The organism is Sphingobacterium sp. HSC-15S19 (assembly GCF_050433745.1).
GTDB classification, from domain to species: domain Bacteria; phylum Bacteroidota; class Bacteroidia; order Sphingobacteriales; family Sphingobacteriaceae; genus Sphingobacterium; species Sphingobacterium siyangense.
The window spans coordinates 1-21,045 of record NZ_JBNPWQ010000057.1 but is presented as its reverse complement, the minus strand read 5'-3'; the positions used below and the strand labels follow the sequence as shown (position 1 = coordinate 21,045).

Below are 21,045 nucleotides of genomic sequence, written 5' to 3'. Positions count from 1 at the left end.
CGCAATGCTCTGTGAATCAATGTACCTTTCAATGGACTTTACATATCCATATTGTTGTCATAGCCATTCTTATGGAAAGCTTTCCATAATAAAGGCGAAAGTCTAAGAAAAAAGAAGTAATATTGTCAGGTCATCAGTTGGACTGAAAAAAGCCTTGTTAGAGGGGTCAGTATGTCCAGCGGAGGGGTCAACTTCAACATTATATCCATTTAACACACACCGATCTGCAGGTGTCAGAAATAGCTGATCTATTACAATTTAATGAAGCAAATTATTTTAACCGGTTTTTTAAAAAGATGACGGGTCTAACTCCTACAGCATACCGTCAAGACGCTTTGCAACTTATGAAAAGTCCACTTACTATTTAAATCGATAAAAAGTCCAATTATCGCCTCAATCCGTATAAGTCTTCTGCGGCGAACATTCTTGAAATTTGTATCATTTAACAAATAATAGAAATGTACAAATTAATTACAAATGACAGAACGGCCACAGACGTATCTATGTTCCCGGTTTATATTCTTTCTTTGGCAACTTTCATTGTTTTTTTTCAGGGATTCATGGTCGCGCCATTGCTTCCACTGCTATCCGAACAGTTTGGTACGACTACCCGGCATGTGAGTTTTATTGAACCATCTTACCTGCTCGGCTATGGATTGTTTACATTGGTATATGCGCCTCTAAGTGATCGCTTTGGCAGGTTCCGGATAATTACGCTGTGCCTAGTCATCTTTTCTGTATTGACATTACTGACCGCTTACGCCCATGGAATTAACCAGATGATTTTCCTTCGTTTGCTGACCGGCATCGGTGCCGCCGGTATTGCCCCCACAACCATTAGCTGGATCAGCGATCGGTACCCGTACGAAAAACGGGGGCACGCGCTTGGGATATTCTTTGGTAACATGGCAGGTGGCACAGCTTTCGGATCCAGCGCAGGCGCTTTGATCACATCGCTAGTCGGTTGGCAATGGCTTTTTATTGGCGTCGCGAGCATCGCGCTGCTTATTTTGTTGCTGATTGTCATGTATCAAAAGGACATATTTAAAGCAAATGAGATGATCCGTGGAGTTAAGGAGAACATTTTCCTCGTCTTCTGTAATATCCTGTCGAGCGGAAGAGCTAGGCATACCTATTTCTATGTTTTGTTTAACGGGATGTTCCATGGTGGTATTTTTGCCTGGCTGGCTTATTTTTTCTATAGAAACTATGGCCTCGACGAATTACAGATTGGGCTAGCCTTGTTGGGGTATGGTATTCCGGGCCTATTATTAGGTCCACTACTCGGAAAGCTTGCGGACCACTATGGAAGACAGAGAATAATACCTTTAGGTTTATTTTTGGGGGCACTTACCGTATTGCTGCTCAGCCAAAATCTAAATCTTGCAGCATCCTGTGTTTTAGTGGCTTTACTTTCACTCGGATTTGACCTCTCGCATCCTTTGTTTGCTGCTATTGTCACCACATTCAGTGCGCAAAAAGGAGCGGCGACAGGACTTTTTGCATTCTTTCTTTTCTCGGGTTATGGCCTTGGGAGCCTTTTACTGAGCCTGATTATCAATATCGGTCTGGAAAGCGCATTCCAGGTGTTCGGCGGGTGCCTTTTACTGGCAGCGATTTGCGCGATATTTGTTTTTAGGAAAGAGAAGTAGTTACTTAAATGCTGATCTCTGTAGTTCGTCATAGCATTGAATATATCTTATTTCATCGTTTAAAACAACTTGTTCCCCTGAGTGGTTTTATGAACGTAGCGGCGTATCATACTGATCACTATAACATTTAAAACGTGTGGACCGACAAAAATTGATGATTCAAAACAACTAGCTGAAAATGAAAAATATAACGATTTTACACACAGCCAATGAATTTATTGCCAAAGGAGATTATGAAAGCTTCTTAGCTTATTGTACTGCAGAGACGAAATGGGTTTTTATAGGTGAGCGTATTCTCCATGGGAAAGAAGAAGTTCGCGCTTATTTGAAAGAGTTCTATCAGGAACCGCCGGTTTTTGATGTGGAAAAATCTATTGAGGAAGGTGATTTTGTTATGGTGACCGGAGAAATTCGGTTGAGAAATAAGGACGGAAAATATGATCATTTCGATTATTGCGACATTTGGCGATTCGAAGATGGAAAAATGGCAGAGCTTAAAGCATTTGTCATTGAAAAACAAGGATTGCCGCTACCCTCATCCGAATAGGCTTAGTGTTTGATCTATTTCATATTTGATTATATAATAATCCTTAATTTTGATTGGAGGTGTGGGACTTTTAACCTGATGTGCCGTAATAAATTTTGAGAGGAAGGTTATGGCTTATAAACGGACTAAAACAATGGAAAATGAATTAAAATACCAAGCAATAAAACCTGACAAGTCGTTAGCGGATTTTGTTGAAAGCTTTTGGCTTTTACAAAACCAATCGGATTGTAATAGAGAGGTTGTAGTATTGCCAGACGGAAGAGTTGATCTATTTTTCACGCAATCTGCAACAGAGTCTTTCCACGTGACGCTTTTGGGTATCCAAACTCAGCCGGGGAAGGCTATCATTGCGCCTTTGCGACAGACTTACGCCGTCAGTTTTAACCCGCTTGCAGTCCAATCTGTTTTTCAGACCAACATCGTCAACTTGGTGGATAGGGCAACTCTCTTGCCTCCCAATTTTTGGAACTTTAGTGCCGACGACCTGAATAACTTTGATTCGTTCTGTGCGAAAGCGACAAATAAAATACAGTCGCTTTTGCCGCTTGAAGTTGACAACAGGAAACGGACACTGTTCGACCTCATTTATGCATCAAACGGGGCGATTACAATTAAAGAACTTGCCGCGCAATCGTTTTGGAGTCGGCAACAAATCAACCGTTATTTCGATCAGCAGTTTGGACTTACGGCAAAAGCATATTGCAATATTATCCGCTTCCGTGCTTCCTTTCAGCATATCAAAGAAGGCAAATTGTTTCCACAACAAAACTTTGCCGATCAATCCCATTTTATTAAAGAAGTCAAGAAACTTGCTGGTGTTTCACCAAAAGAACTGTTGAAGAACCAAAATGAGCGTTTTATACAATTTTCAACGCTCAGGCCCACGTAATTTTGTTCAGTCAAAAAAAATAAATTTTACTGGATATGAAATTACAAGACAAGAAAGTTGCAATTGTTGGCGGTGGTCCTGGCGGACTCACATTAGCCAAACTCTTACAATTAAAAGGAGTAAATGTAACCGTATATGAACGTGATAGCAATAAAGAAGTTCGCCAGCAGGGAGCCACACTGGATCTGCACGAAGAAAGTGGTTTGGAAGCTCTTCGAAGAGCAAATTTGATGAACGAATTTAAAGCTAGTTTTCGACCCGACGCGGGACGTTTAAGGGTGTTGGACGAGCAGGCCATTATCAAAATGGATGAGCACGAGCTTCAAGATAAGGATCAGGAAGATCGCCCTGAAATTGATCGTGCCCCTTTGCGTGATATTTTAATAAACGCACTGCATGAAGATACCATTGTTTGGGACAGTCAGTTTATTTCAATGGTAAAACAGGATCATGGCTGGCTGCTGCATTTCAAAAACGGAAAATCTTTTTACGCTGACCTTGTCATTGCAGCCGACGGTGCAAACTCAAAAATTCGCCCTTACCTAACCGATATTAAGCCGATTTATTCTGGCGTTACAATTGTTGAAGGAAATATCTACGAGGCCGAAAAAAACACACCGAAACTTTGGGAAATAACAAAAGGCGGAAAAGTCTTTGCGCTTGGAAACGGACAATCCATTATTTTAAGTGCAAAAGGAGAGGGCAGTTTATCGTTTTATACCGGTTGTAAAGTTCCCGAAAATTGGACGCAGGAAAGTGGCATTGACTTTAATAACAAGCAACAGGTTTTTGATTGGTTTAAAGTCGCGTTCTCCTACTGGAGCGAAAAATGGCATGAACTTTTTGCAAGTAATGAAATGTGGTTTATGCCGCGACCACAATACCACTTTCCGTTAGACCAGACTTGGACAACATTATCAAACTTGACCATGCTTGGTGACGCAGCTCATCGTATGCCGCCATATGCCGGTGAGGGTGTAAACCAGGCGATGCAGGATGCTTTTGAATTGGCCGAGAATCTGACATGCGACCATTTTCCGGATATTCAGACTGCAATTTCAAATTACGAAAGACAAATGCAGGCAAGGGCGGCAGCAATAACAAAAGATACGTTGCAAAACACTGAAATATTGCACGCTGAAGACGGACTTGATAATTTGCTAGCGATGTTTACCGAGCGGAGGTAAACATCGCTCTGCCATTTCGTAACAAAAACCACGATTAATCCAGTGGATAAGCAAGTTCCTAATGGTCAATACCCCGGATTGGCAAGAAGCTAACTTCGTGTTGACGGGTAACGCCAAATCGGCTCAGCTGCTTAGAAAAGTCATTAAACAAAAAACCAATGGCATGTTTTTTTACACGGCTACTGGTTAGCGGGTAAAAAAGGATTATAGGCCGATGCGGTTAAACTATACGTATTTATTTGTATTTTTAATTCTGTAGATGGCATAAGTGCTTGTAAGCTAATTTGTAAACCGTAATGCCAAGTGTGTAGCTGAATAAGGAAACATCCAATAACGAAACAAGAAGGCACAAAATATGAAGTATATCTTTTATTTATTTTTCTTAATCTCGATCAACGCAAAAGCACAGGATATTGAGGTTTTATTAATCGGTGTTTCCCATGATTATAGTAAATATCCTACCCAGGATTTTTCCAGCATCCATCATAAAATTAGAAAATTTAAGCCTGACGCCTTTTTTGGCGAGTTCCTGAGTAGCGAAGACGAGCGGTTGCTGATGGATTATTGGTGCAAACAACCGAATATAAACCGGCTAAACAAACTTAAGAGCAATCGACCTATAAAAGAGGTATTACTGCAGCATACTATTGACAGCTTGAAGAAACGATCCAATCAGCAACCCAATGATTATCGTGTAAAAGTCGATTTAGCGCATGCCTATTATCTTGATCAAGATGTGGCAAATGGGCATTATCAATTTTGGCAAGTTTATAATTTCCTGCGGCATCAACCTAATGCTGAAATAGAACATGATATCGAAAAATTGCTTAGCCCTGCGGCAGATACCACTGGACGAAGTATGAGAAGGCTAAAAACTTCTGAGTATGCCTATATCGCCTTCCCGATGATGCAGGAGCTAGGCATCGAGGAACTGATGGCTATGGATTGCCAGGACTATGATCTGAATTGGCAAGCATCGTGGGGAGCATTTGACGCGAAATTTGTCTTGTTCAGGAAAGATATGGCCGATTCCTCTAAAAATCAGTTAAAATCAGCCTTGATAGCTATTAACAAGGGTTTTGAGAAATATGCTCATGTCGAAGAGTCTTCAAATAGGGTAACGGAATGGTTGAATACGGATGAGGCCGCGGAGATTTCCGCCTCGGGAGATTTTTACTTGCCTGTTCTATATAATATGAATGGATTTCCCAAAGAAGAAATGCTGTCAAAAATACATTGGTGGATTATGAGAAATGAGGGCATGTGCCATAATGTTGTCAACAGGGCTAAGGTAGTAGGGGCGAAAAGAGTTGTAGTCCTAGCTGGGGCCAATCATCGAAAGTACATGCAGGACATTTTCAAGACGATGCCTGCTGTAAAAGTGAGCAACATCAATGAAGTTGACTAGTAGAAAAAAGAATAGGCTGGTATAGCGAAAAGGAAATCGACGAGAGCAGCACCATATTTAAGCAGCGCCATTTTAATTTGTATTCTCTTTAATCCGCAAGAACTCTCATGAGCGGACTCTTCGAGCATCGCGCAGTGAAGGGCCGGATAAGGAGAGTGTGTTATTTTATTAGTTTTAGGGAATAGATCTTAGTACTACAATCGATATTTGTGTTAATGAAAACTTATAAAAGCATGAAGATATGAAAGCAAATATCATCAAGAGACCTTAAAAATATAAAAGACCTTCACGTGCACAACTTCAAGAAACCAACTGACCTATAGTTCGTCAGGCGGATACCATAGTATAGTTACAACGTATTTAATATGTCACGAAGTTGATCAATTTTAAAATTGGATCGGACAACCCTGTTTTCCTTTGTATTAACGATGACATAGCGTGGAAATGAATATATACCCAATTCCTTTTGAAGGTTGGGGTAATCTCTGTTCTCAAAAATGTAGTTTTCATAGGTATAAGGATGTTTTTCCAAATACTGCTTCCATGTTGTAAATTTGTCATTAACAGCTATGCCTAAAAATTTAAATTTTCCATTATCCTTATATTCATTCACGATGCGCTGTAGCTCAGGGTGCTGAGCTATACAGGGGCCGCACCATGTACCCCAAAAATCAATAACTAGGTATTCAGTACTATCGTAAAGTTCCCTGATATATTTTTTTTCTCCACGCGAGTTTATTATGGTAAAATTGGGGACAGGTACATTTTCTTTTGGTTTATATAATGTAACCATATCCTGATATTTTTTTAAAACCCGTTCACTGTCAAAATATGGAGAGTTTTCTTTCTTCAGCAGCTGAATGAGCTGATAAATCGAATCTTTATGTTGGAATACAGTACTAGAATTGTAAAAAGATAAGCTAGGGTATTCCAATAGAAATGTGAGATGCTCTTCGCTGAGCTTATTTGCCGAATATTTTGTAAAAATTTTCAGGAATTCGGTCATTCTATTGTTATCACCCTTAATCTGTTCCTCTAAAACTGGAATATTGGTTAAATCGAGCGTTTTTGCTGTGGTTTCAAATTCAGTAAATTGTTTGTTCAAATCGCTTCCATATACTTTTAATTGATGTGTGTTTATATTTATATCCATCGTTAGATCATTGGAATCAATAATAAAAGAATACAAGAAGTTTGGTGGGAAAATCTGGTGTCTACGGAAAAAACTGGAGAAATCCTCTCGGTTTGTGAATACACTGTCTGATAGGGCTAGTTGCGCAAAATTGAAATGACCTTTATCAAGAATCTTGTTTATTACAAACTCGCAAGTTCCACTTTTAACTTCCGTTTTAAAGACATCATTATTAATTAATACGTAACTATATGCTGGTAAGGTATCCGCATAGACTTTAAATTTTAAACGAATGTTTTGGCCATAATTATTGCTGATTGCCAAAAAGGTGAAAATGAGAACGAATAGGAACTTGGTCATAATTTCTTGTTTAAATTGAAGTTAAAGACAAAATATGAAAAATAGTGATAATAAGTGCTCTTTTTAATGTATCTATCCAGATTCTTCTAAAGAATTTGCAATCGTAAGGAAAGCATTAAGTATACCTTGTTGATTTGTATCCAATTCTTTAAGGTATTTTTCCTCTGAGGAATAATGGAAATGAAAGAACAACAGATGGCTCAACGATCCAATCGTTGGTTTTATCAACAGTTTCCGCCCATTCGATGGATAGCGAAATCCATCGGAAAGGATATAGATTTCCAGGTTATCAAATGGAATCTTGAGATGACTTTAGTTTATTTGCGTATTCATCAGAGTAGTGCAATTAATTAGTGTTTTGTTTTGTTTAAAAAAGGGAATATTCGTGGTACCAATCCAGTCAAGACATGTCCCATTTCCGGGATGACTATTATGGTAAAGTCTGTCACAATATTTTGCAATCTCCTGGCAATTTTCTGGGTAGAGCGTATTACATCCTGCTCTCCGCCGATGAATAACACTGGCATAGTCAAACGACTGAGTTCGTCATCTGAAAAAATGTATTCTTTTTCTATTCTCGCATTAAAATTGGTTTGTATTAAATCCATAAATGAAATAATCTTATTATCTACACGCTGGCTTCCCAAGACCAGTCTATTGATCCTGATACGTCCAGTTGTTCCCAAAAGGGAATAGAGGATGGCTTTTATGATAAATGTTGTTTTGGTAGGAATTATTCCTGCAGGCGTCAGCAAAATCAGCCGGTCAACTAATTCAGGATAACTTGTTGCAAATCGCAATGACAACCATCCTCCTTGCGATAATCCGACTATATTTGCCTTGTTGATATTGAGGCTGTCGAAAATCTCTTTTAGCCATTCTGCGAAATCTATTGTTTCATAAGAAGGTCTGGTTTCTGCACTCTTTCCTGCCTCTCCGATAATGTCTATTGCTATGACTTTATATTGTTTTGAATATTCGGCTATGTCGGATAACCATGACGTTGCATTAGAAGACGCGCCATGCAGTAAGATGACGATTTCTTGGTGTTGACTTCCTGCCTCCAAAAAATGGGTGTCACCAAAAGTTGTTTTCAAGACATTGGCTTTCAAATTCAATGACGAATTTGTTATTGCATCGTCGTAAGCCCGGATAATTTTGTTTTTTGCTTCAGGGCTTTTAAAGACCGTTTTATTCATGAATATTTCTGTATATAATGTTGTTGTATAATAAGAACTGCATTACCGTCCTTTCGCTTTATCACCTCTTAAAGTCATGACTGTACTCGTTACCATAGCTGCTGTTTTGCCATCACTGCGAAAAATATCGCATCGGTAATGATTTAAGTTTTTTCCATTATGCAAAGGCGATGCTTTGGCAGTAAGTATATCCTCGAAAACTGGCCGGTAAAAATTGATTTTCAATTCTACGGATGTAAAAGTTTCGCCTTCCTGAATAAGAGTCGAATGTGCGGTTCCGATGGCTGCGTCAGCCAATTCGCAAAGCAGTCCTCCGTGAATGGTTCCCTGTTGGTTACTGTGCAGTTCTTTTGTAGTATTGATCTGAACGGTCGCTGTACCTAAACCAGCCTCTATAATGTTTATGCCCAATGTTTTTGATATTGGTGTCGGGTAATGCATATGCGTATGCATATCGCCGGTAATTTCACTTTTTATCAATTTATTTAGGTAATCTAGTATTGATAGTTTTGCCATATACGGAATTATTGTATTTATATAAATAAACCAGTCAGTCTTTTTTTTAATAAAAAATTATATTGTTTTACATGGTTCCTATTATTGACTTGATGGTGTGCAAATGGTGCAAATCATGCTCTGCAACAAAATGCATCAGGTCAATGATATTCATGGGTTGTTGTAACCTCGGATGCATACTTGTCTTCAATAAATCTTCTTCACTCAATTTCTGAAGCATTACAATTGTTTTTTCTCTTTCGCTGACTAGATCGTTAATAAGCTCTTCAACCACCATTTTGTTGAAAGAAGATTGATCAGTTGCTGTATTGCTTAAATCGGCAGTGGACATATCCGGTTTTCCTTTCATTATATCTCTAAAACGGATTCGCCATAGATCTTCTAAAAGGATTAAATGTCCTATATTCTCATTGACAGACCATTTATCTCCCATTTTGCGGGTTGAAACTTCTGTAGGACAACTTTTCAGCACTTGATTTAAAACAGCCGGAAAATCTTCAAGGAGTTTTAGAAATTCGTCAAAATATTCCGAGCCTGTGTTTGAATCAAATTGTCGATCGAACCATCTGACAAATGATTGTGGCTTTACTTCTTTCATTACTATAAATTTATAGGTTATTACTGCTTATCAATTCTTTGGCAGGTATTATCCACTCGTCTAATGCCCTGAATAGAAAACCGTGTTCCATACCTGTGTTGAGAGTAATTTCTTTAAAAGATTTTAAATCAGAATTTTTAAATCTAAGTTGCCTTGATAATAACTCAGCGTCAACATCGGTTTTTTCATTAATCGATAAAATCTTCCCGTAGAGCCTGAGCTTTTGATCTTTATTCATCGAATCATTTTTAAAGCTTGAGCCAATAAAAACAAATTTCAACGCTGGATTTTTGGCATAATAGGAGATATATTGAGCTATATAACCTCCCTGAGACGTTCCAACAATTGAAATATGGTCATAAGGAACTCCATCGCTGTGTAAGCTGTCAATTTTAAGAATCATTTTTTTTGCATATTTCTTGGGATTAGTGCCGACCTTTCTTTTTTCAGATAGTATGACAGAATTTTTAGATTGAAGTTTTTCTAAAATAGCTGTATATGCCGCTGGTCCGTATTTAGGATGATGTGCATTTAACGGATTTTCTTCCAAAAATTTATTATGCAAAAAAAATACATACCTATTTTGAGCATGAACAGCAAATGGAAGAAATGACAGATAAAGAATTATTAACCTGAAAAACATATAATTTGAAGAAATAGCTTATTTTAATTTAAGGACAATATAAAATTTTATTGCTCCGTATGTACAAGATTCTTTTTTGAGACATCCAGGTCATAAAAATCAGAATGGATGCCAGCTTCTGTGCTGGTATTCCAAGATTCCCTGTTTATTTCCAAATAATCGTCTTCTGCATTCATATGGTATCTAATCTATTAAAGTGAATTGATTTTTTGCCATTCTTTGTAGCTAAGTACGCCAAGTTCTGGCTGACATTTACCTTTTAGAATATGGATAAATTCGAGTTGATTTCCGTCCGGATCGTCAAAATAAAGAGCAAGTGCGGGCATCCAGGCAAAAACCATTGGTTCATTGCTTCCATTTTTGAGAAAATTATAGGCTTTTAATCCGTTTTTATCTAAAAAAGTATTTGCGTTATTTAAAATAAAATCTTTGGAACAGCTGAATGCAAAATGTCTTTTATGGAGATCTCCTTGTTGTTCCCAAAGTCCGAGCATGGCCTTTTTATTTTCTCCGATCCAAAGAAACGCAATCGGTCTGGTTTCATCATAGTGCGCGAACTCAAGTCCCAATATTTGAGTATAGAACTGAACTGCGTTTTCCAAGTTGCTTACTTGAATGTGTGTCTCATATAATCCTTCAATCATTTTTATATATTTTATTATTAATAATTATAGTGTTGCCATAATTATGACCATTTCATCTTAGCATATGAATAATCGGATAATCTTTACCAGAGCCATCTTTTTCGGATCTCCCTGCTTCTCTGAACCCTAATTTTTCATAAAATCCTCTAGCCTGATAATTTTGCTCATTAACATCAACCTTTGTAATGCCTTGCGTTTCATCCATAAATTGAAATAGATGCTTTCCATATCCTTTGCTACGGTAGTCATTGTGAATAAAAAGCATTTCGAGGTTTCCTTCTGATACCGATGAAAATCCGATAGATTTCCCATTTTCAATAAGGATAAATACTTCGAGGTTAGGGAGATAATCCTTTGGAATAGCTCGTTTAAAGAAGGAAAGATCTTCCTCAAGCAAAAAGTCGTGAGTTGCTCTTACAGCGGATTCCCAGATTTCCATGATTCCTGGATAATCTCCGGTTGTTGCGAGCCTGATTTGTGTTGGCATAACTTTAAGATGGTAATTTAGTTTTAATGATATTCTATTCGTTTTTTAGTATAATATTTATTGAAATAAACCGATCGGTCTTTTCATAAGCAAAAAAAAATTATGCTTTCAGATTCCTGATCATTCTCTCTAAATAGGACATTGCTATATTAAGCTCTGTCATATGCTTGTTGACCTTTGCCTGCATAAAAGCACCTTCGATCATCGAGATCATCACTACAGCAATTTCGGTAGGATCGGTATCTGCTTTTATTTCACTTCTATCTATGCCGCGTTTGATTTGATTGCGGTGGCGCGACCAATGCCTGTTGTGCCACCGGTAATTAATATATTTTTGTTGTTTATCCATTCTGGTAGGACAGCATTTTCATAATTTGTTGGATCCTTTATCATCATTTTTATAATTAGTGACTATTATAGCTTTGACGCGTTGGTTATTTCATAACATGAAAAGACAGTTTGATCTTAAATGGTTCTTCCATCGTTAGCTAACTCTTCGTCGTTCGCTTCCTCAAGTTCATCAATCTCTCTTTCGTCTTCTTCCTGTTCGTCAAGTTCAGGAAATTCATTTTCTTCTTCGTTTCCTAGTTCTTCATCGATGCCTAAATCATCCTGATCGGGCATTTCTGGAGTTTCATCGGATTCATTCTCTGATAATTCCTCTTCAGGATTATCTGGCACATCGTTCGGAAGATTCTCGGGCCCCTGTTGTGCGACAATTGCGAATGCAACGATAAGTATACCTTGATACCGATCCTGCGTAATTTGGTTTTTTTTCATCTTTTAATAAATATATAAAGTGAACCTTCTTGGGATCGGTTTCGTTAAATGATAAACTACGCAATATAAGTCATTTACTACTTGAAATCATTATAATAGTCTGATGAAGTACTTTAACTGCGGATATTAAGTTTCAGCGTTAAGGATCTTAATGTATTGGAAGTTCATAATCCAATTTTAAGTGAGAGGGATACTTTTTATAAAAATTATAGGGGGATGTTTATACGATGGAATGGCGTTATGTATTTCATGGAAGGTAATAATACTGGGGTTAATAAGTAATTATTACAAATTTTAAAATATAAATTGAAAATTTTCTAGTAATGTAAAAATGGCAGGCTAATTGTTCTGAATTACCTATAACACACGATTTTCTCTACTACGATGTATAAAATATTACTTGTTGACGATCACACCTTGGTAAGGAACGGCTTTAGGCTAATATTGGAGTCACATGAGCAACTCTCCATTGTTGGGGAGGCGGGAGATGGAGTAGAGGCGCTAGAACTCTTAGATAAAAGCGAGACACCTGATCTTATAATTACGGATCTCAAAATGAAAGAGATGAGCGGCATTACATTAATCCATAAAGTGAAGGTCAAATATCCTGAAATTGACGTTGCTGTTTTATCAATGATCGAGGATAATAATACCGTGGCTGAAGCATTTAGGGCGGGGGCAGTTGGCTTTTTATCGAAAAATTCGGACTATGACGAACTTGTTCAAGGTATATTCAACATATTACAGGGTAAAAGATATATTTCAATGGAAATAGGTCTATCCCTCCTCGATCATTTTCAGCTAAATAGTCCTATTTATATCGATAAAGAGGCTATTTTCCATCGCTACGATATTTCTGAAAGGGAATTAACGGTTTTGGAACTGATTTCACGTGGTTTTACAAATGCTGAAATAGCAGATCAGATATTTCTGAGCAAACGAACAGTTGAGGGGCACCGGCAGCAGCTGATTGATAAAACAAAAACAAAAAATACAGCTGATCTAGTGCGGTTTGCCTTTGAAAATAAACTGCTACAATAAATGGGTCAATAACGGATTTAAGATTCCGTGTAGATAAAAGGTCTGCTAAGGCTATAGTTTTTAAATTAATAAGTATAAGATGGAACCTGATAAGGAAGTAATTCAACGTATTGGCAGGCTACTTGATTGTAAGACTGTTGCAACGGCTGAAAGTGTAACAGCTGGACAGCTTCAGTTTATGCTGTCCCAGATCGAAAATGCTGCAGTTAATTTTAAAGGTGGGATTACAGCTTACACGCTTGAAGAGAAAGTAAATTTATTGGGAATCGATGAGGATGAGGCCAGAGCAAGTGATTGTGTGTCGTCTCAGATCGCAGAAGATATGGCACTGCAGGCATCACACTTGTTCAATGCTGATTTTGGTATAGGTGTTACCGGTTACGCAACTCCGGTGGAAGAGTCACATTTTAAGTTGTATGCATATTTTGCAATATCCTATAAAATGCAGATAATCGTTTCCGAAAAAACAGCATTGAAAAAGAACTTCTTAGGTACAAAAGCACAGCAGAAATATGGCGAAAATATTTTGGTCACCTTTGAAAATATACTTGCAAAGCTATTTTAGTGATTTTTCCTCTCAAATTTATCGTAGGTGGTTTACAAAAAATAAAAAAGGCCGGTGACATGAATCCCCGACCTTTATAACTACTAAAACAAACTAACTTAACCTGGTGAAGAACATAATTCTGATAGAATAGTTCATTATTTTTCAAAAAAAGGACTAATCTTTCGATTAGCCCCTTAACTAAATTATAGACAGATCCATTTAGGACCGGAAAATACGTTTAAAATGGCCAGGCCTAAAAACCTGACCATACAATTAAATCAATCAATCTGAACTGATACGTAACGATCGACAATAGATGGACAATTCTTTTGAGACCTTGGTTTGATAAAAATGAAAAAAGACCGAGCCGCAGCAGCAGCCATCCTTTTGCGAGATACATAAAACACAAAAGTATGGTTAATCAATGATTATATTTGAGTAATAAAAAGATTTAAAGATGATAAAATCAATGCGAACACCGATTATTACCATTGGAATTATAATAATGATTTTAAATTTGTTTGGCTGTTCTGAACGTACGAAGCAAAATAATAATAAGCCATCAATTCAGACGCCATTAACCGAGCAAATTATTGATACGACATCGGATGACATGTTATTGGAAGTCGTCTATGATAACCTCTTTCGTAAGTTATCGCCGGCATATGATAAAGAATATGAAATCGTCTTGTCTTGGAACAAATCTAGACAAGCAATTTATATGATCAGCCGATTAGAAGCAGAAGTAAATAATGGTGGTTATAACCAGTTTTATTTTAATTCAAGCGGTCAATTTGCTACTGCGCTGCCAGAAGCGTTGAAATTAGTTGGCGCTACTAAATTTGCTGATCTGACCGAGCGAGCAAACAGCACTTTTGAAAAGGAGAAATCGAAAATAACCGAAGCACAGGATGGTACGGTAGAAGGTTTTAGTAAATCTTATGAGAATAATCCGTTAAACAAATTTGACGAGGAATTTTACAAACTTAATGACGTTGAAAACTTGCAGAAAATTCAGGTTGACTACATCCGAAAGAACAAGAAAGAGTTTACTGATTAAATCCTATCTTAGTCCTATGCTGTACAATCCCTTTGAACAAGTCACCAAAAGTTCGTTTCGCGAGCTCGTCGAGTCGGGCTATGCCGACTTTGTGCTGCAGCGCTTTGAGTGGCCCGATGTTAAGGAAAAGACAGGCTTCCTGCTCACGCCTTATGATGATAAGGAAGCCGCCGATCAGCATGCCCATCAATTGGGGGCAAAGGAGGGAAGAGCCTTGCAGTTGCCGCAGGATGCCCATAAGATCGAAAGCTTGTTGGAAACAGGATCAGGCTATCAGATCTTTCTCAATCTTATCAAGGAGGAGAACTGGGATAAGCGTATGCTCAAGCTGTATGAAAAAAATATTGTCAATTACCTGCGTACCAAGACCAGGTTTCAGCGCAAAAATCCGATCGATATCCTATTCTCCCTAGCATATGGTCGGGTAGTGGCTACCATTAGCGATGGACAGACCCAAAAGAAAGTATTTGCTATCGAGATCCTTCGGTAATCAGATCCGGTCCGAACCAATAAGCAGCCATTTTCTTGCCGTAGGGCAATCGGTATTTAAAGTACAAATTGCGTATATTCGTATCAAAGCCAAACAAAAAAGGATACCATTAGGTGCTGGGATATTAGCCTCCATACCGATATTGAGATTATCAAAAATACCTTTCCGCAATTGCGGGACGAGCGCCGTCAATTGGATTACAATTATGACTATCTGGAAAACGTGCAGGCCATTACCTTTCCCAAATATCCGATCCTGTATAAGGATTGCCACCATTGGGAAGTGATACGACGCAGACTTCGTTGTTTTAACTAAAAATGTCGGAGAGATAATCTTTAGTGTGGTTCAGAAAGTTACTTTGTTAAAATTTTTTTAAAGAACGGAATTCTTTCAGCCAATGACTGTGCTGTGTAGTCGTGAAGTTCTACTCTTCTCATGTTCTTCTCTTGTCGTTAGAGATCGACTATTTCCACAGATTGGATTATTCTGAAACTATTCGCTCATTTTGCCTGTTATATTGCTGTATAAAAGACCGTAAAAACCATAGAGTTATGAGTTTACAATTAAATAATGTTCTACCGGTAAATAGTGCTGTACCTGAGATCGAAAAGTATGAAGGGATTTTTCACAAGGACGTGATAGAAGGTTTAAATACTTATCCAAAGAAATTATATTCAAAGTATTTTTATGATCCCATTGGCGATCGACTTTTCCAGGATATCATGCATATGCCCGAATATTACCTGACCGACTGCGAGCTCGAAATATTCCGCACAAAAACCTTTGAGCTAGCGGATTTAATCACTACTGATGAATCCGATTTCGACCTGATAGAACTCGGTGCAGGTGATGCCCTTAAATCAAGTCATCTATTACAACATCTCAGCGCAAATCACACCTCATACTCCTATATGCCTATCGATATATCGGGCAATATTCTTTCGTTATTAGTCGAAAAATTAGATCGTGACATCCCAAATTTAGACATTGTACCGCTTGAGGGAGAGTACTTTGAAATGCTTGACCAAGCGATGAAAATTTCCACACGGCGAAAAGTAGTATTATTTTTAGGCGGTAATATAGGTAATATGGATATGGACGAAGCCCAGCTTTTTTGTGCCGAAGTGCGCCGTAAACTAAGCCCCGGTGATATGATTATAATCGGTTTCGATCTCAAAAAGAATCCACACACCATTCTTTCTGCTTACAATGATAAAGCCGGAATCACGTCGGCCTTCAATATCAATTTATTGAATCGCATCAACAGTGAACTTGAAGCTGATTTCGATACCCAATATTTTCAGCATTATCAGTCCTACGATCCAATTTCTGGAGCCTGCCGCAGTTTCTTGGTCAGCCTAACCAATCAACACGTCCATATTAAGGGTGATTCCATATTTTTTAAGGAAAATGAATTGATTGACATGGAAATTTCTCAGAAATATGCTCCTGAGGAAATACAGCGTATGGCATCCTTAGCAGGATTTCAGCTGATCGCAAATATTGAAGACAGCAAAGGATGGTTTGTTGATTCGGTATGGAGGGTGTCCTAATACGTTTTATTTATGAAAAATATACAAACTGCGCTTATTGAAATGTCTGAAAAACAACAATGGATCGATAGCTATCTTGCTATACGGGCATATTCGGAAGAAATTTGCCAACCGTTGGAAACCGAGGATTATGTGGTTCAGCCCATAGGAGATGTTAGTCCTCCAAAATGGCATCTTGGACATACCACTTGGTTTTTCGAAACATTTATTTTACTTCCGCATCTGCCAAACTACCAACAATTCGACACTGATTATAATTTTGTGTTTAATAGTTACTATGAAACAATAGGAGCAAGGGTGATTCGTACAGATCGAGGAAATCTGAGCAGACCGTCCGTGGCAGATATCTATAGATACCGCAAATGTGTGGACAAGTACATGATTGAGTTTGTGGATGGTGGATTTTTGACAAATGATCTTCTGGACATCTTCGTTCTAGGATTAAATCACGAACAGCAACATCAAGAATTGCTGCTTACAGATATCAAATATATACTTGGGCACAATCCACTTTTTCCTGCATACGGCAGTACAAAAGCCGCTATCAGTTATACTGCAGCTGAATCAGCGTATGTCAAATTCGATGCTGGGATTTATGAAATCGGATATGAAGGTCCGGGTTTCTGTTTTGACAATGAGAAAGGCAGACATAAGGTTTATCTGAATGACTTTGAAATTGCGAGTGATTTGGTGACAAATAAGGAATATATGGCTTTCATGGAAGCTGGTGGGTACGCTGATTTCAGGTATTGGCATGCCGAAGGTTGGGACTGGGTAAAACGGCGTCAGGCTCGGGCTCCCTTATACTGGCATTTGATGGATGGTCAATGGATGAATTATTCCTTAGCGGGGTTGATGGAAATAGACCATGAGGATGCAGTTTGCCATGTCAACTTTTATGAAGCTTCCGCATTTGCAGCATGGAGGGGAATGCGGCTTCCGACAGAGGCAGAGTGGGAAGTCGCGGCAGATTATGTCAATTGGGGACAGCGCTGGGAGTGGACCAATTCTGCATATCTACCTTACCCCGGATTTAAAAAGGAAGCTGGTGCCGTGGGCGAGTATAACGGAAAATTTATGGTTAACCAAATGGTCTTGCGCGGAGCCTCTATTGCAACACCTAAAGATCATAGCCGCAAAACGTACCGAAACTTTTTTCAGACGGCACTGCAATGGCAATTTACAGGTATTAGACTGGCGAGATAATATGATAGATATCGTCTCCATTTCAAAATTCTTCAATGGAAAGGTTGCAGTCGATCAGATTTCCCTTCAGGCCAAGGAAGGCGAAGTTCTTGTTCTGCTAGGGACCAGCGGTTGTGGAAAGACGACAACCCTAAAAATGATCAATAGGCTTATCGAACCCGATAAAGGCCAGATCTTTATTGCTGGCAAAGATATCAGAGAAAGAGACATCCATGATTTACGTAGGCAAATTGGTTTTGTCATGCAGCATGCCGGCCTTTTTCCGCATTATACCGTTGCACGCAATATTGCTGTAGTTCCAGAATTGCTGAAATGGGAAAAAAAGACAATAAGCCTGCGTACTGCGGAGCTACTTCACAAATTAAACTTGGGCGAGGAGATCCTCCAACGTTATCCCCATGAACTGAGTGGAGGGCAACAACAGCGCGTAGGCATTGCTAGGGCACTGATCGCCGATTCACCTATTCTATTAATGGACGAGCCCTTCGGAGCACTGGATAATATAACCAAAGCAGATATCCACGCAGAATTCAGATCCTTGGAGGAGATACGCAGTAAGACGATCATCCTCGTTACGCACGATGTGTCGGAGGCTTTCGAACTTGGACAGCGGATCTGCTTAATGGACAAGGGGAAAATCGTGCAGATTGGAACGCCAAAAGAACTGTTATATAGACCTGCAAATGAATTTGTAGCCAATTTCTTCGCCGAAAATCGCCTACTATTGGAGTATAAAGTGACTACCTTACAAGAACTACAAGGGATTACGGCGATAGATCCTTTTATCTCGCGTTATGGATTTACATTGAGCACAGATTTATGGCATGCCACCCAGGTTCTGAGTATGCATACAGATACGGCGCAAGCCTATGAAACGCTAGTGGGCGCATTTAACAACTATCGAAAACAACAAGTGGTATGACGGCGCAAAGTTTTTGGCAATTTATGCTCGAACAACAGGACAAGCTATTGACCCAGATTGGCCAACATCTCGGGCTTACATTTTTATCTTTGGTATTTGCCATTCTTATCGGAGTGCCTCTAGGGGTACTGATCTCGAGAAAGAGAAAATTTGCTGCTATTATTTTAGGTTTTGCAGGTGTTTTGCAAACTGTACCGAGTATTGCATTGTTGGGTTTTCTTATTCCGGTTCTGGGTATCGGAGCCATTCCCGCCATTGTTGCACTATTTATCTACGCACTCTTACCCATTATCCGGAATACCTTTACCGGCATTACAGGAGTTGGTTCCAGTATCGTGGAGGCAGCCAAAGCGATGGGTATGACCGATTGGCAACTGCTTCTCAGAGTAGAACTCCCACTTGCCATGCCAGTGATTATCGCAGGCGTACGTACAGCGGCAGTGATCAATGTTGGTGTAGCTACCTTGGCATCATTTGTTGCCGCCGGAGGCTTGGGTGAATTTATTTTTGGCGGTATATCCCTCAACAATTCAAACATGATCTTGGCCGGTGCTATTCCTGCAGCATTACTAGCAATCCTCTTGGACAAAGGCATTGCACTAATCCAATATTCCCAGGTAAATATCAAAAGTCGACAGACCTATATTATATTGGGCATATTCACCGCTGTGTGCATTTTAAGTATGCTTTATATGGTTATGAGGTCCAATGACAGTCGCATCAAGGCAGGTTTCACACCAGAGTTTATGGGACGTCAGGACGGTGACCTGGGACTTCGCAGTATCTATGGTCTTCATGTCAACCCACTTGTTGTCAGCGATGCAATTATGTATAAAGCCGCTTATGAAAAAGATCTTGATCTCATTAGCGGATACTCCACCGATGGGCGGATCAAGGCATACGACCTGTTTGTGCTGGCAGATGACAAGAAGATTTTCCCACCTTATTTTGCTTCACCGATCATCAAAGAGGCAACCCTTCAGAAATTCCCCAAGCTGGAAGAGACAATGAACCTGCTGGCAGATAAGTTCAATGATTCGGTCATGACGGAGCTCAATTATAGAGCAGACTTTTTGAAGCAGACGCCAGAACATATTGCAAAGGACTTTCTGCTGCACAACAATCTTTATAAGCCAACTGGTTCTGGGAGCGCCGGTACGATAAAGGTAGGTTCAAAAATTTTTGCAGAACAATATATTTTGGCTGCGATATACAAAATGCTGATCGAAGGCCATACCGATTATAAAGTAGATACAAAGACGGGGTTGGGTGGGACCAAAATATGTTTTGATGCTTTGGTGAGCGATGCGATTGATTGCTATGTAGAGTACACCGGAACAGGCCTTTTGGTGTTGTTAAAACCAAATCAGCAGGTATTAGGAAGCGTATCCAAAAGTCCTTCCGATACCTATAATTATGTGAACAATGAGTTTCAGAGGCTGTACGGCATCAAGTGGTTAAAACCTTTGGGATTTAATAATGCTTATGCGCTAATGATGCGGCGGTCTCAGGCCAGAGAACTTCATATTGAAAGAATTAGTGATTTGAAAAAATATTACTAAAAGTGGTATAAAAACTAAATCAGAAAGTCAAAAAATGATGTTCCGAAGCATTTCTCCTGTATGATTACACCTCATAAAACTCATACAGGACAGTTTTAATAGTTATATATAAAAAGGAGTAACCACCACGAGTCTCTTGATTCGGGAATGGATCCGATGCAAGCGATCAGTCAGATTTAGTACTATTAGGATCTGCCGCTAAGCACAAAAAGTTAATGACTTTTGAACCATATGGGTTGTATTTCTGTTCCAAAGTAAAGACAACCGTATATAGCTTTCGAAGATGAAATTTGTCAAAGTAAATCGAGTCGTATTAACCGCGCTGCGAGCGATGGGGTATAATGTCCTAATTTCACCTGTCAATGTCCAGGATCCACAAAATATTACCTGGAAGGCGATATGGGTGGATGACGTAGATACCTGGATCAGGAGTTTGTATTGTGGGCATGGAAGTACGGCTCGTCCTAATATTCTGGACATTGATTATGTATTAGCCAATGTTCCCGAGTGCTATTTGTCGGGAAGTGTATTTAGTCTCTCCTTAAACCATCTATAATTTACTGATTATTAGTATTTTGGGTTTAAAATAGCTTGTTTTTTATTGCAAGAATTTGTATCTTAG

The 21,045-nt window shown here is 38.9% G+C and carries 25 protein-coding genes and 1 pseudogene; 16 read left to right on the top strand and 10 right to left on the bottom strand.

Annotated elements, in window-relative coordinates; genetic code table 11:
* Window positions 1–200: 200 nt before the first annotated feature.
* The 6 genes and pseudogenes from L1283_RS27210 to L1283_RS27185 all read left to right on the top strand — a co-directional run.
* Window positions 201–368: pseudogene (locus tag L1283_RS27210) on the top strand (helix-turn-helix domain-containing protein); the annotation flags it as partial.
* Between the two features lie 90 nt (window positions 369–458).
* The gene (locus tag L1283_RS27205; RefSeq protein ID WP_075992199.1) at window positions 459–1,652 is read left to right on the top strand and encodes an MFS transporter; all 1,194 of its coding nucleotides are present in this window, start codon (window positions 459–461) and stop codon (window positions 1,650–1,652) included.
* 178 nt (window positions 1,653–1,830) lie between these two features.
* The gene (locus L1283_RS27200; RefSeq protein ID WP_075992200.1) at window positions 1,831–2,199 is read left to right on the top strand and encodes a nuclear transport factor 2 family protein; all 369 of its coding nucleotides are present in this window, start codon (window positions 1,831–1,833) and stop codon (window positions 2,197–2,199) included.
* 133 nt (window positions 2,200–2,332) lie between these two features.
* Window positions 2,333–3,088, top strand: a complete 756-nt coding sequence (locus L1283_RS27195) for a helix-turn-helix domain-containing protein (protein ID WP_286736274.1) — start codon at window positions 2,333–2,335, stop codon at window positions 3,086–3,088.
* 35 nt (window positions 3,089–3,123) lie between these two features.
* Window positions 3,124–4,275 carry an FAD-dependent oxidoreductase gene (locus L1283_RS27190; RefSeq protein WP_286736276.1) on the top strand — a complete coding sequence of 384 codons (1,152 nt, stop codon included), beginning with the start codon at window positions 3,124–3,126 and terminating at the stop codon, window positions 4,273–4,275.
* A 355-nt stretch (window positions 4,276–4,630) separates the two neighbouring features.
* On the top strand, window positions 4,631–5,683 hold the full coding sequence (locus tag L1283_RS27185) for a DUF5694 domain-containing protein (RefSeq protein ID WP_286852100.1): 1,053 nt from the start codon (window positions 4,631–4,633) through the stop codon (window positions 5,681–5,683).
* 349 nt (window positions 5,684–6,032) lie between these two features.
* Here L1283_RS27185 and L1283_RS27180 read toward each other — a convergent pair whose 3' ends face one another.
* Window positions 6,033–7,175, bottom strand: coding sequence for a TlpA family protein disulfide reductase (locus L1283_RS27180; RefSeq protein WP_075992204.1), 1,143 nt, complete (start codon window positions 7,173–7,175; stop codon window positions 6,033–6,035).
* Window positions 7,176–7,355: 180 nt separating this feature from the next.
* Here L1283_RS27180 and L1283_RS27175 point away from each other — a divergent pair, with 180 nt between their 5' ends.
* Window positions 7,356–7,529 carry a hypothetical protein gene (locus L1283_RS27175; protein WP_157626040.1) on the top strand — a complete coding sequence of 58 codons (174 nt, stop codon included), beginning with the start codon at window positions 7,356–7,358 and terminating at the stop codon, window positions 7,527–7,529.
* Here L1283_RS27175 and L1283_RS27170 read toward each other — a convergent pair.
* The 9 genes from L1283_RS27170 to L1283_RS27130 form a co-directional block, all read right to left on the bottom strand.
* A complete protein-coding gene (locus L1283_RS27170) occupies window positions 7,526–8,374 on the bottom strand; it encodes an alpha/beta fold hydrolase (RefSeq protein ID WP_088161256.1) in 849 nt (282 codons plus the stop codon). The two genes, L1283_RS27175 and L1283_RS27170, sit on opposite strands and share 4 nt — an antisense overlap.
* A gap of 42 nt (window positions 8,375–8,416) precedes the next feature.
* Window positions 8,417–8,890, bottom strand: coding sequence for a PaaI family thioesterase (locus L1283_RS27165; protein WP_075992207.1), 474 nt, complete (start codon window positions 8,888–8,890; stop codon window positions 8,417–8,419).
* 67 nt (window positions 8,891–8,957) lie between these two features.
* Window positions 8,958–9,488, bottom strand: coding sequence for a DinB family protein (locus L1283_RS27160; protein ID WP_075992208.1), 531 nt, complete (start codon window positions 9,486–9,488; stop codon window positions 8,958–8,960).
* A gap of 10 nt (window positions 9,489–9,498) precedes the next feature.
* The gene (locus tag L1283_RS27155) at window positions 9,499–10,038 is read right to left on the bottom strand and encodes an alpha/beta hydrolase (protein WP_157698429.1); all 540 of its coding nucleotides are present in this window, start codon (window positions 10,036–10,038) and stop codon (window positions 9,499–9,501) included.
* 140 nt (window positions 10,039–10,178) lie between these two features.
* Window positions 10,179–10,307, bottom strand: a complete 129-nt coding sequence (locus tag L1283_RS27150; RefSeq protein WP_262507991.1) for a hypothetical protein — start codon at window positions 10,305–10,307, stop codon at window positions 10,179–10,181.
* A gap of 15 nt (window positions 10,308–10,322) precedes the next feature.
* On the bottom strand, window positions 10,323–10,775 hold the full coding sequence (locus tag L1283_RS27145; protein WP_201668679.1) for a VOC family protein: 453 nt from the start codon (window positions 10,773–10,775) through the stop codon (window positions 10,323–10,325).
* A 52-nt stretch (window positions 10,776–10,827) separates the two neighbouring features.
* Window positions 10,828–11,262 carry a GNAT family N-acetyltransferase gene (locus tag L1283_RS27140; RefSeq protein ID WP_075992211.1) on the bottom strand — a complete coding sequence of 145 codons (435 nt, stop codon included), beginning with the start codon at window positions 11,260–11,262 and terminating at the stop codon, window positions 10,828–10,830.
* Window positions 11,263–11,362: 100 nt separating this feature from the next.
* Complete coding sequence (locus L1283_RS27135; RefSeq protein ID WP_286850957.1) at window positions 11,363–11,611, bottom strand: TetR family transcriptional regulator C-terminal domain-containing protein; 249 nt, start codon at window positions 11,609–11,611, stop codon at window positions 11,363–11,365.
* 116 nt (window positions 11,612–11,727) lie between these two features.
* A complete protein-coding gene (locus tag L1283_RS27130; protein WP_286850956.1) occupies window positions 11,728–12,042 on the bottom strand; it encodes a hypothetical protein in 315 nt (104 codons plus the stop codon).
* Between the two features lie 384 nt (window positions 12,043–12,426).
* On the opposite strand from L1283_RS27130, the gene L1283_RS27125 reads away from it, so the two are divergent.
* The 9 genes from L1283_RS27125 (at window position 12,427) to L1283_RS27085 (ending at window position 20,979) form a co-directional block, all read left to right on the top strand.
* Entirely contained in the window at window positions 12,427–13,083 is a 657-nt protein-coding gene (locus tag L1283_RS27125; RefSeq protein ID WP_088161265.1) for a response regulator transcription factor, read from the top strand.
* A 79-nt stretch (window positions 13,084–13,162) separates the two neighbouring features.
* Entirely contained in the window at window positions 13,163–13,648 is a 486-nt protein-coding gene (locus tag L1283_RS27120; RefSeq protein WP_088161266.1) for a CinA family protein, read from the top strand.
* 439 nt (window positions 13,649–14,087) lie between these two features.
* Window positions 14,088–14,690 carry a DMP19 family protein gene (locus tag L1283_RS27115; RefSeq protein WP_088161267.1) on the top strand — a complete coding sequence of 201 codons (603 nt, stop codon included), beginning with the start codon at window positions 14,088–14,090 and terminating at the stop codon, window positions 14,688–14,690.
* 16 nt (window positions 14,691–14,706) lie between these two features.
* A complete protein-coding gene (locus L1283_RS27110; protein ID WP_286850954.1) occupies window positions 14,707–15,180 on the top strand; it encodes a hypothetical protein in 474 nt (157 codons plus the stop codon).
* Window positions 15,181–15,731: 551 nt separating this feature from the next.
* A complete protein-coding gene (locus L1283_RS27105) occupies window positions 15,732–16,733 on the top strand; it encodes an L-histidine N(alpha)-methyltransferase (protein WP_075992229.1) in 1,002 nt (333 codons plus the stop codon).
* Window positions 16,734–16,745: 12 nt separating this feature from the next.
* Window positions 16,746–17,939, top strand: coding sequence for an ergothioneine biosynthesis protein EgtB (egtB, locus tag L1283_RS27100; protein ID WP_286850953.1), 1,194 nt, complete (start codon window positions 16,746–16,748; stop codon window positions 17,937–17,939).
* Between the two features lies 1 nt (window position 17,940).
* Complete coding sequence (locus L1283_RS27095) at window positions 17,941–18,861, top strand: ABC transporter ATP-binding protein (RefSeq protein ID WP_286850951.1); 921 nt, start codon at window positions 17,941–17,943, stop codon at window positions 18,859–18,861.
* Window positions 18,858–20,423, top strand: coding sequence for an ABC transporter permease/substrate-binding protein (locus L1283_RS27090; protein WP_286850950.1), 1,566 nt, complete (start codon window positions 18,858–18,860; stop codon window positions 20,421–20,423). Before L1283_RS27095 ends, L1283_RS27090 begins: the two co-directional genes overlap by 4 nt.
* 283 nt (window positions 20,424–20,706) lie before the next feature.
* Window positions 20,707–20,979 (top strand): hypothetical protein, encoded by a 273-nt coding sequence (locus L1283_RS27085; protein WP_286850949.1) that lies wholly within the window; start codon window positions 20,707–20,709, stop codon window positions 20,977–20,979.
* The last annotated feature ends 66 nt before the right edge of the window (window positions 20,980–21,045 follow it).

Excerpts from the sequence above, each read along its gene's own strand:
- L1283_RS27205 (WP_075992199.1), top strand. The coding sequence starts at position 459 with ATGTACAAATTAATTACAAATGACAGAACGGCCACAGACGTATCTATG.
- L1283_RS27200 (WP_075992200.1), top strand. The coding sequence starts at position 1,831 with ATGAAAAATATAACGATTTTACACACAGCCAATGAATTTATTGCCAAA.
- L1283_RS27195 (WP_286736274.1), top strand. The coding sequence starts at position 2,333 with ATGGAAAATGAATTAAAATACCAAGCAATAAAACCTGACAAGTCGTTA.
- L1283_RS27190 (WP_286736276.1), top strand. The coding sequence starts at position 3,124 with ATGAAATTACAAGACAAGAAAGTTGCAATTGTTGGCGGTGGTCCTGGC.
- L1283_RS27185 (WP_286852100.1), top strand. The coding sequence starts at position 4,631 with ATGAAGTATATCTTTTATTTATTTTTCTTAATCTCGATCAACGCAAAA.
- L1283_RS27180 (WP_075992204.1), bottom strand. The coding sequence starts at position 7,175 with ATGACCAAGTTCCTATTCGTTCTCATTTTCACCTTTTTGGCAATCAGC.
- L1283_RS27175 (WP_157626040.1), top strand. The coding sequence starts at position 7,356 with ATGAAAGAACAACAGATGGCTCAACGATCCAATCGTTGGTTTTATCAA.
- L1283_RS27170 (WP_088161256.1), bottom strand. The coding sequence starts at position 8,374 with ATGAATAAAACGGTCTTTAAAAGCCCTGAAGCAAAAAACAAAATTATC.
- L1283_RS27165 (WP_075992207.1), bottom strand. The coding sequence starts at position 8,890 with ATGGCAAAACTATCAATACTAGATTACCTAAATAAATTGATAAAAAGT.
- L1283_RS27160 (WP_075992208.1), bottom strand. The coding sequence starts at position 9,488 with ATGAAAGAAGTAAAGCCACAATCATTTGTCAGATGGTTCGATCGACAA.
- L1283_RS27150 (WP_262507991.1), bottom strand. The coding sequence starts at position 10,307 with ATGAATGCAGAAGACGATTATTTGGAAATAAACAGGGAATCTTGGAAT.
- L1283_RS27145 (WP_201668679.1), bottom strand. The coding sequence starts at position 10,775 with ATGATTGAAGGATTATATGAGACACACATTCAAGTAAGCAACTTGGAA.
- L1283_RS27140 (WP_075992211.1), bottom strand. The coding sequence starts at position 11,262 with ATGCCAACACAAATCAGGCTCGCAACAACCGGAGATTATCCAGGAATC.
- L1283_RS27135 (WP_286850957.1), bottom strand. The coding sequence starts at position 11,611 with ATGGATAAACAACAAAAATATATTAATTACCGGTGGCACAACAGGCAT.
- L1283_RS27130 (WP_286850956.1), bottom strand. The coding sequence starts at position 12,042 with ATGAAAAAAAACCAAATTACGCAGGATCGGTATCAAGGTATACTTATC.
- L1283_RS27125 (WP_088161265.1), top strand. The coding sequence starts at position 12,427 with ATGTATAAAATATTACTTGTTGACGATCACACCTTGGTAAGGAACGGC.
- L1283_RS27120 (WP_088161266.1), top strand. The coding sequence starts at position 13,163 with ATGGAACCTGATAAGGAAGTAATTCAACGTATTGGCAGGCTACTTGAT.
- L1283_RS27115 (WP_088161267.1), top strand. The coding sequence starts at position 14,088 with ATGATAAAATCAATGCGAACACCGATTATTACCATTGGAATTATAATA.
- L1283_RS27110 (WP_286850954.1), top strand. The coding sequence starts at position 14,707 with ATGCTGTACAATCCCTTTGAACAAGTCACCAAAAGTTCGTTTCGCGAG.
- L1283_RS27105 (WP_075992229.1), top strand. The coding sequence starts at position 15,732 with ATGAGTTTACAATTAAATAATGTTCTACCGGTAAATAGTGCTGTACCT.
- egtB (WP_286850953.1), top strand. The coding sequence starts at position 16,746 with ATGAAAAATATACAAACTGCGCTTATTGAAATGTCTGAAAAACAACAA.
- L1283_RS27095 (WP_286850951.1), top strand. The coding sequence starts at position 17,941 with ATGATAGATATCGTCTCCATTTCAAAATTCTTCAATGGAAAGGTTGCA.
- L1283_RS27090 (WP_286850950.1), top strand. The coding sequence starts at position 18,858 with ATGACGGCGCAAAGTTTTTGGCAATTTATGCTCGAACAACAGGACAAG.
- L1283_RS27085 (WP_286850949.1), top strand. The coding sequence starts at position 20,707 with ATGAAATTTGTCAAAGTAAATCGAGTCGTATTAACCGCGCTGCGAGCG.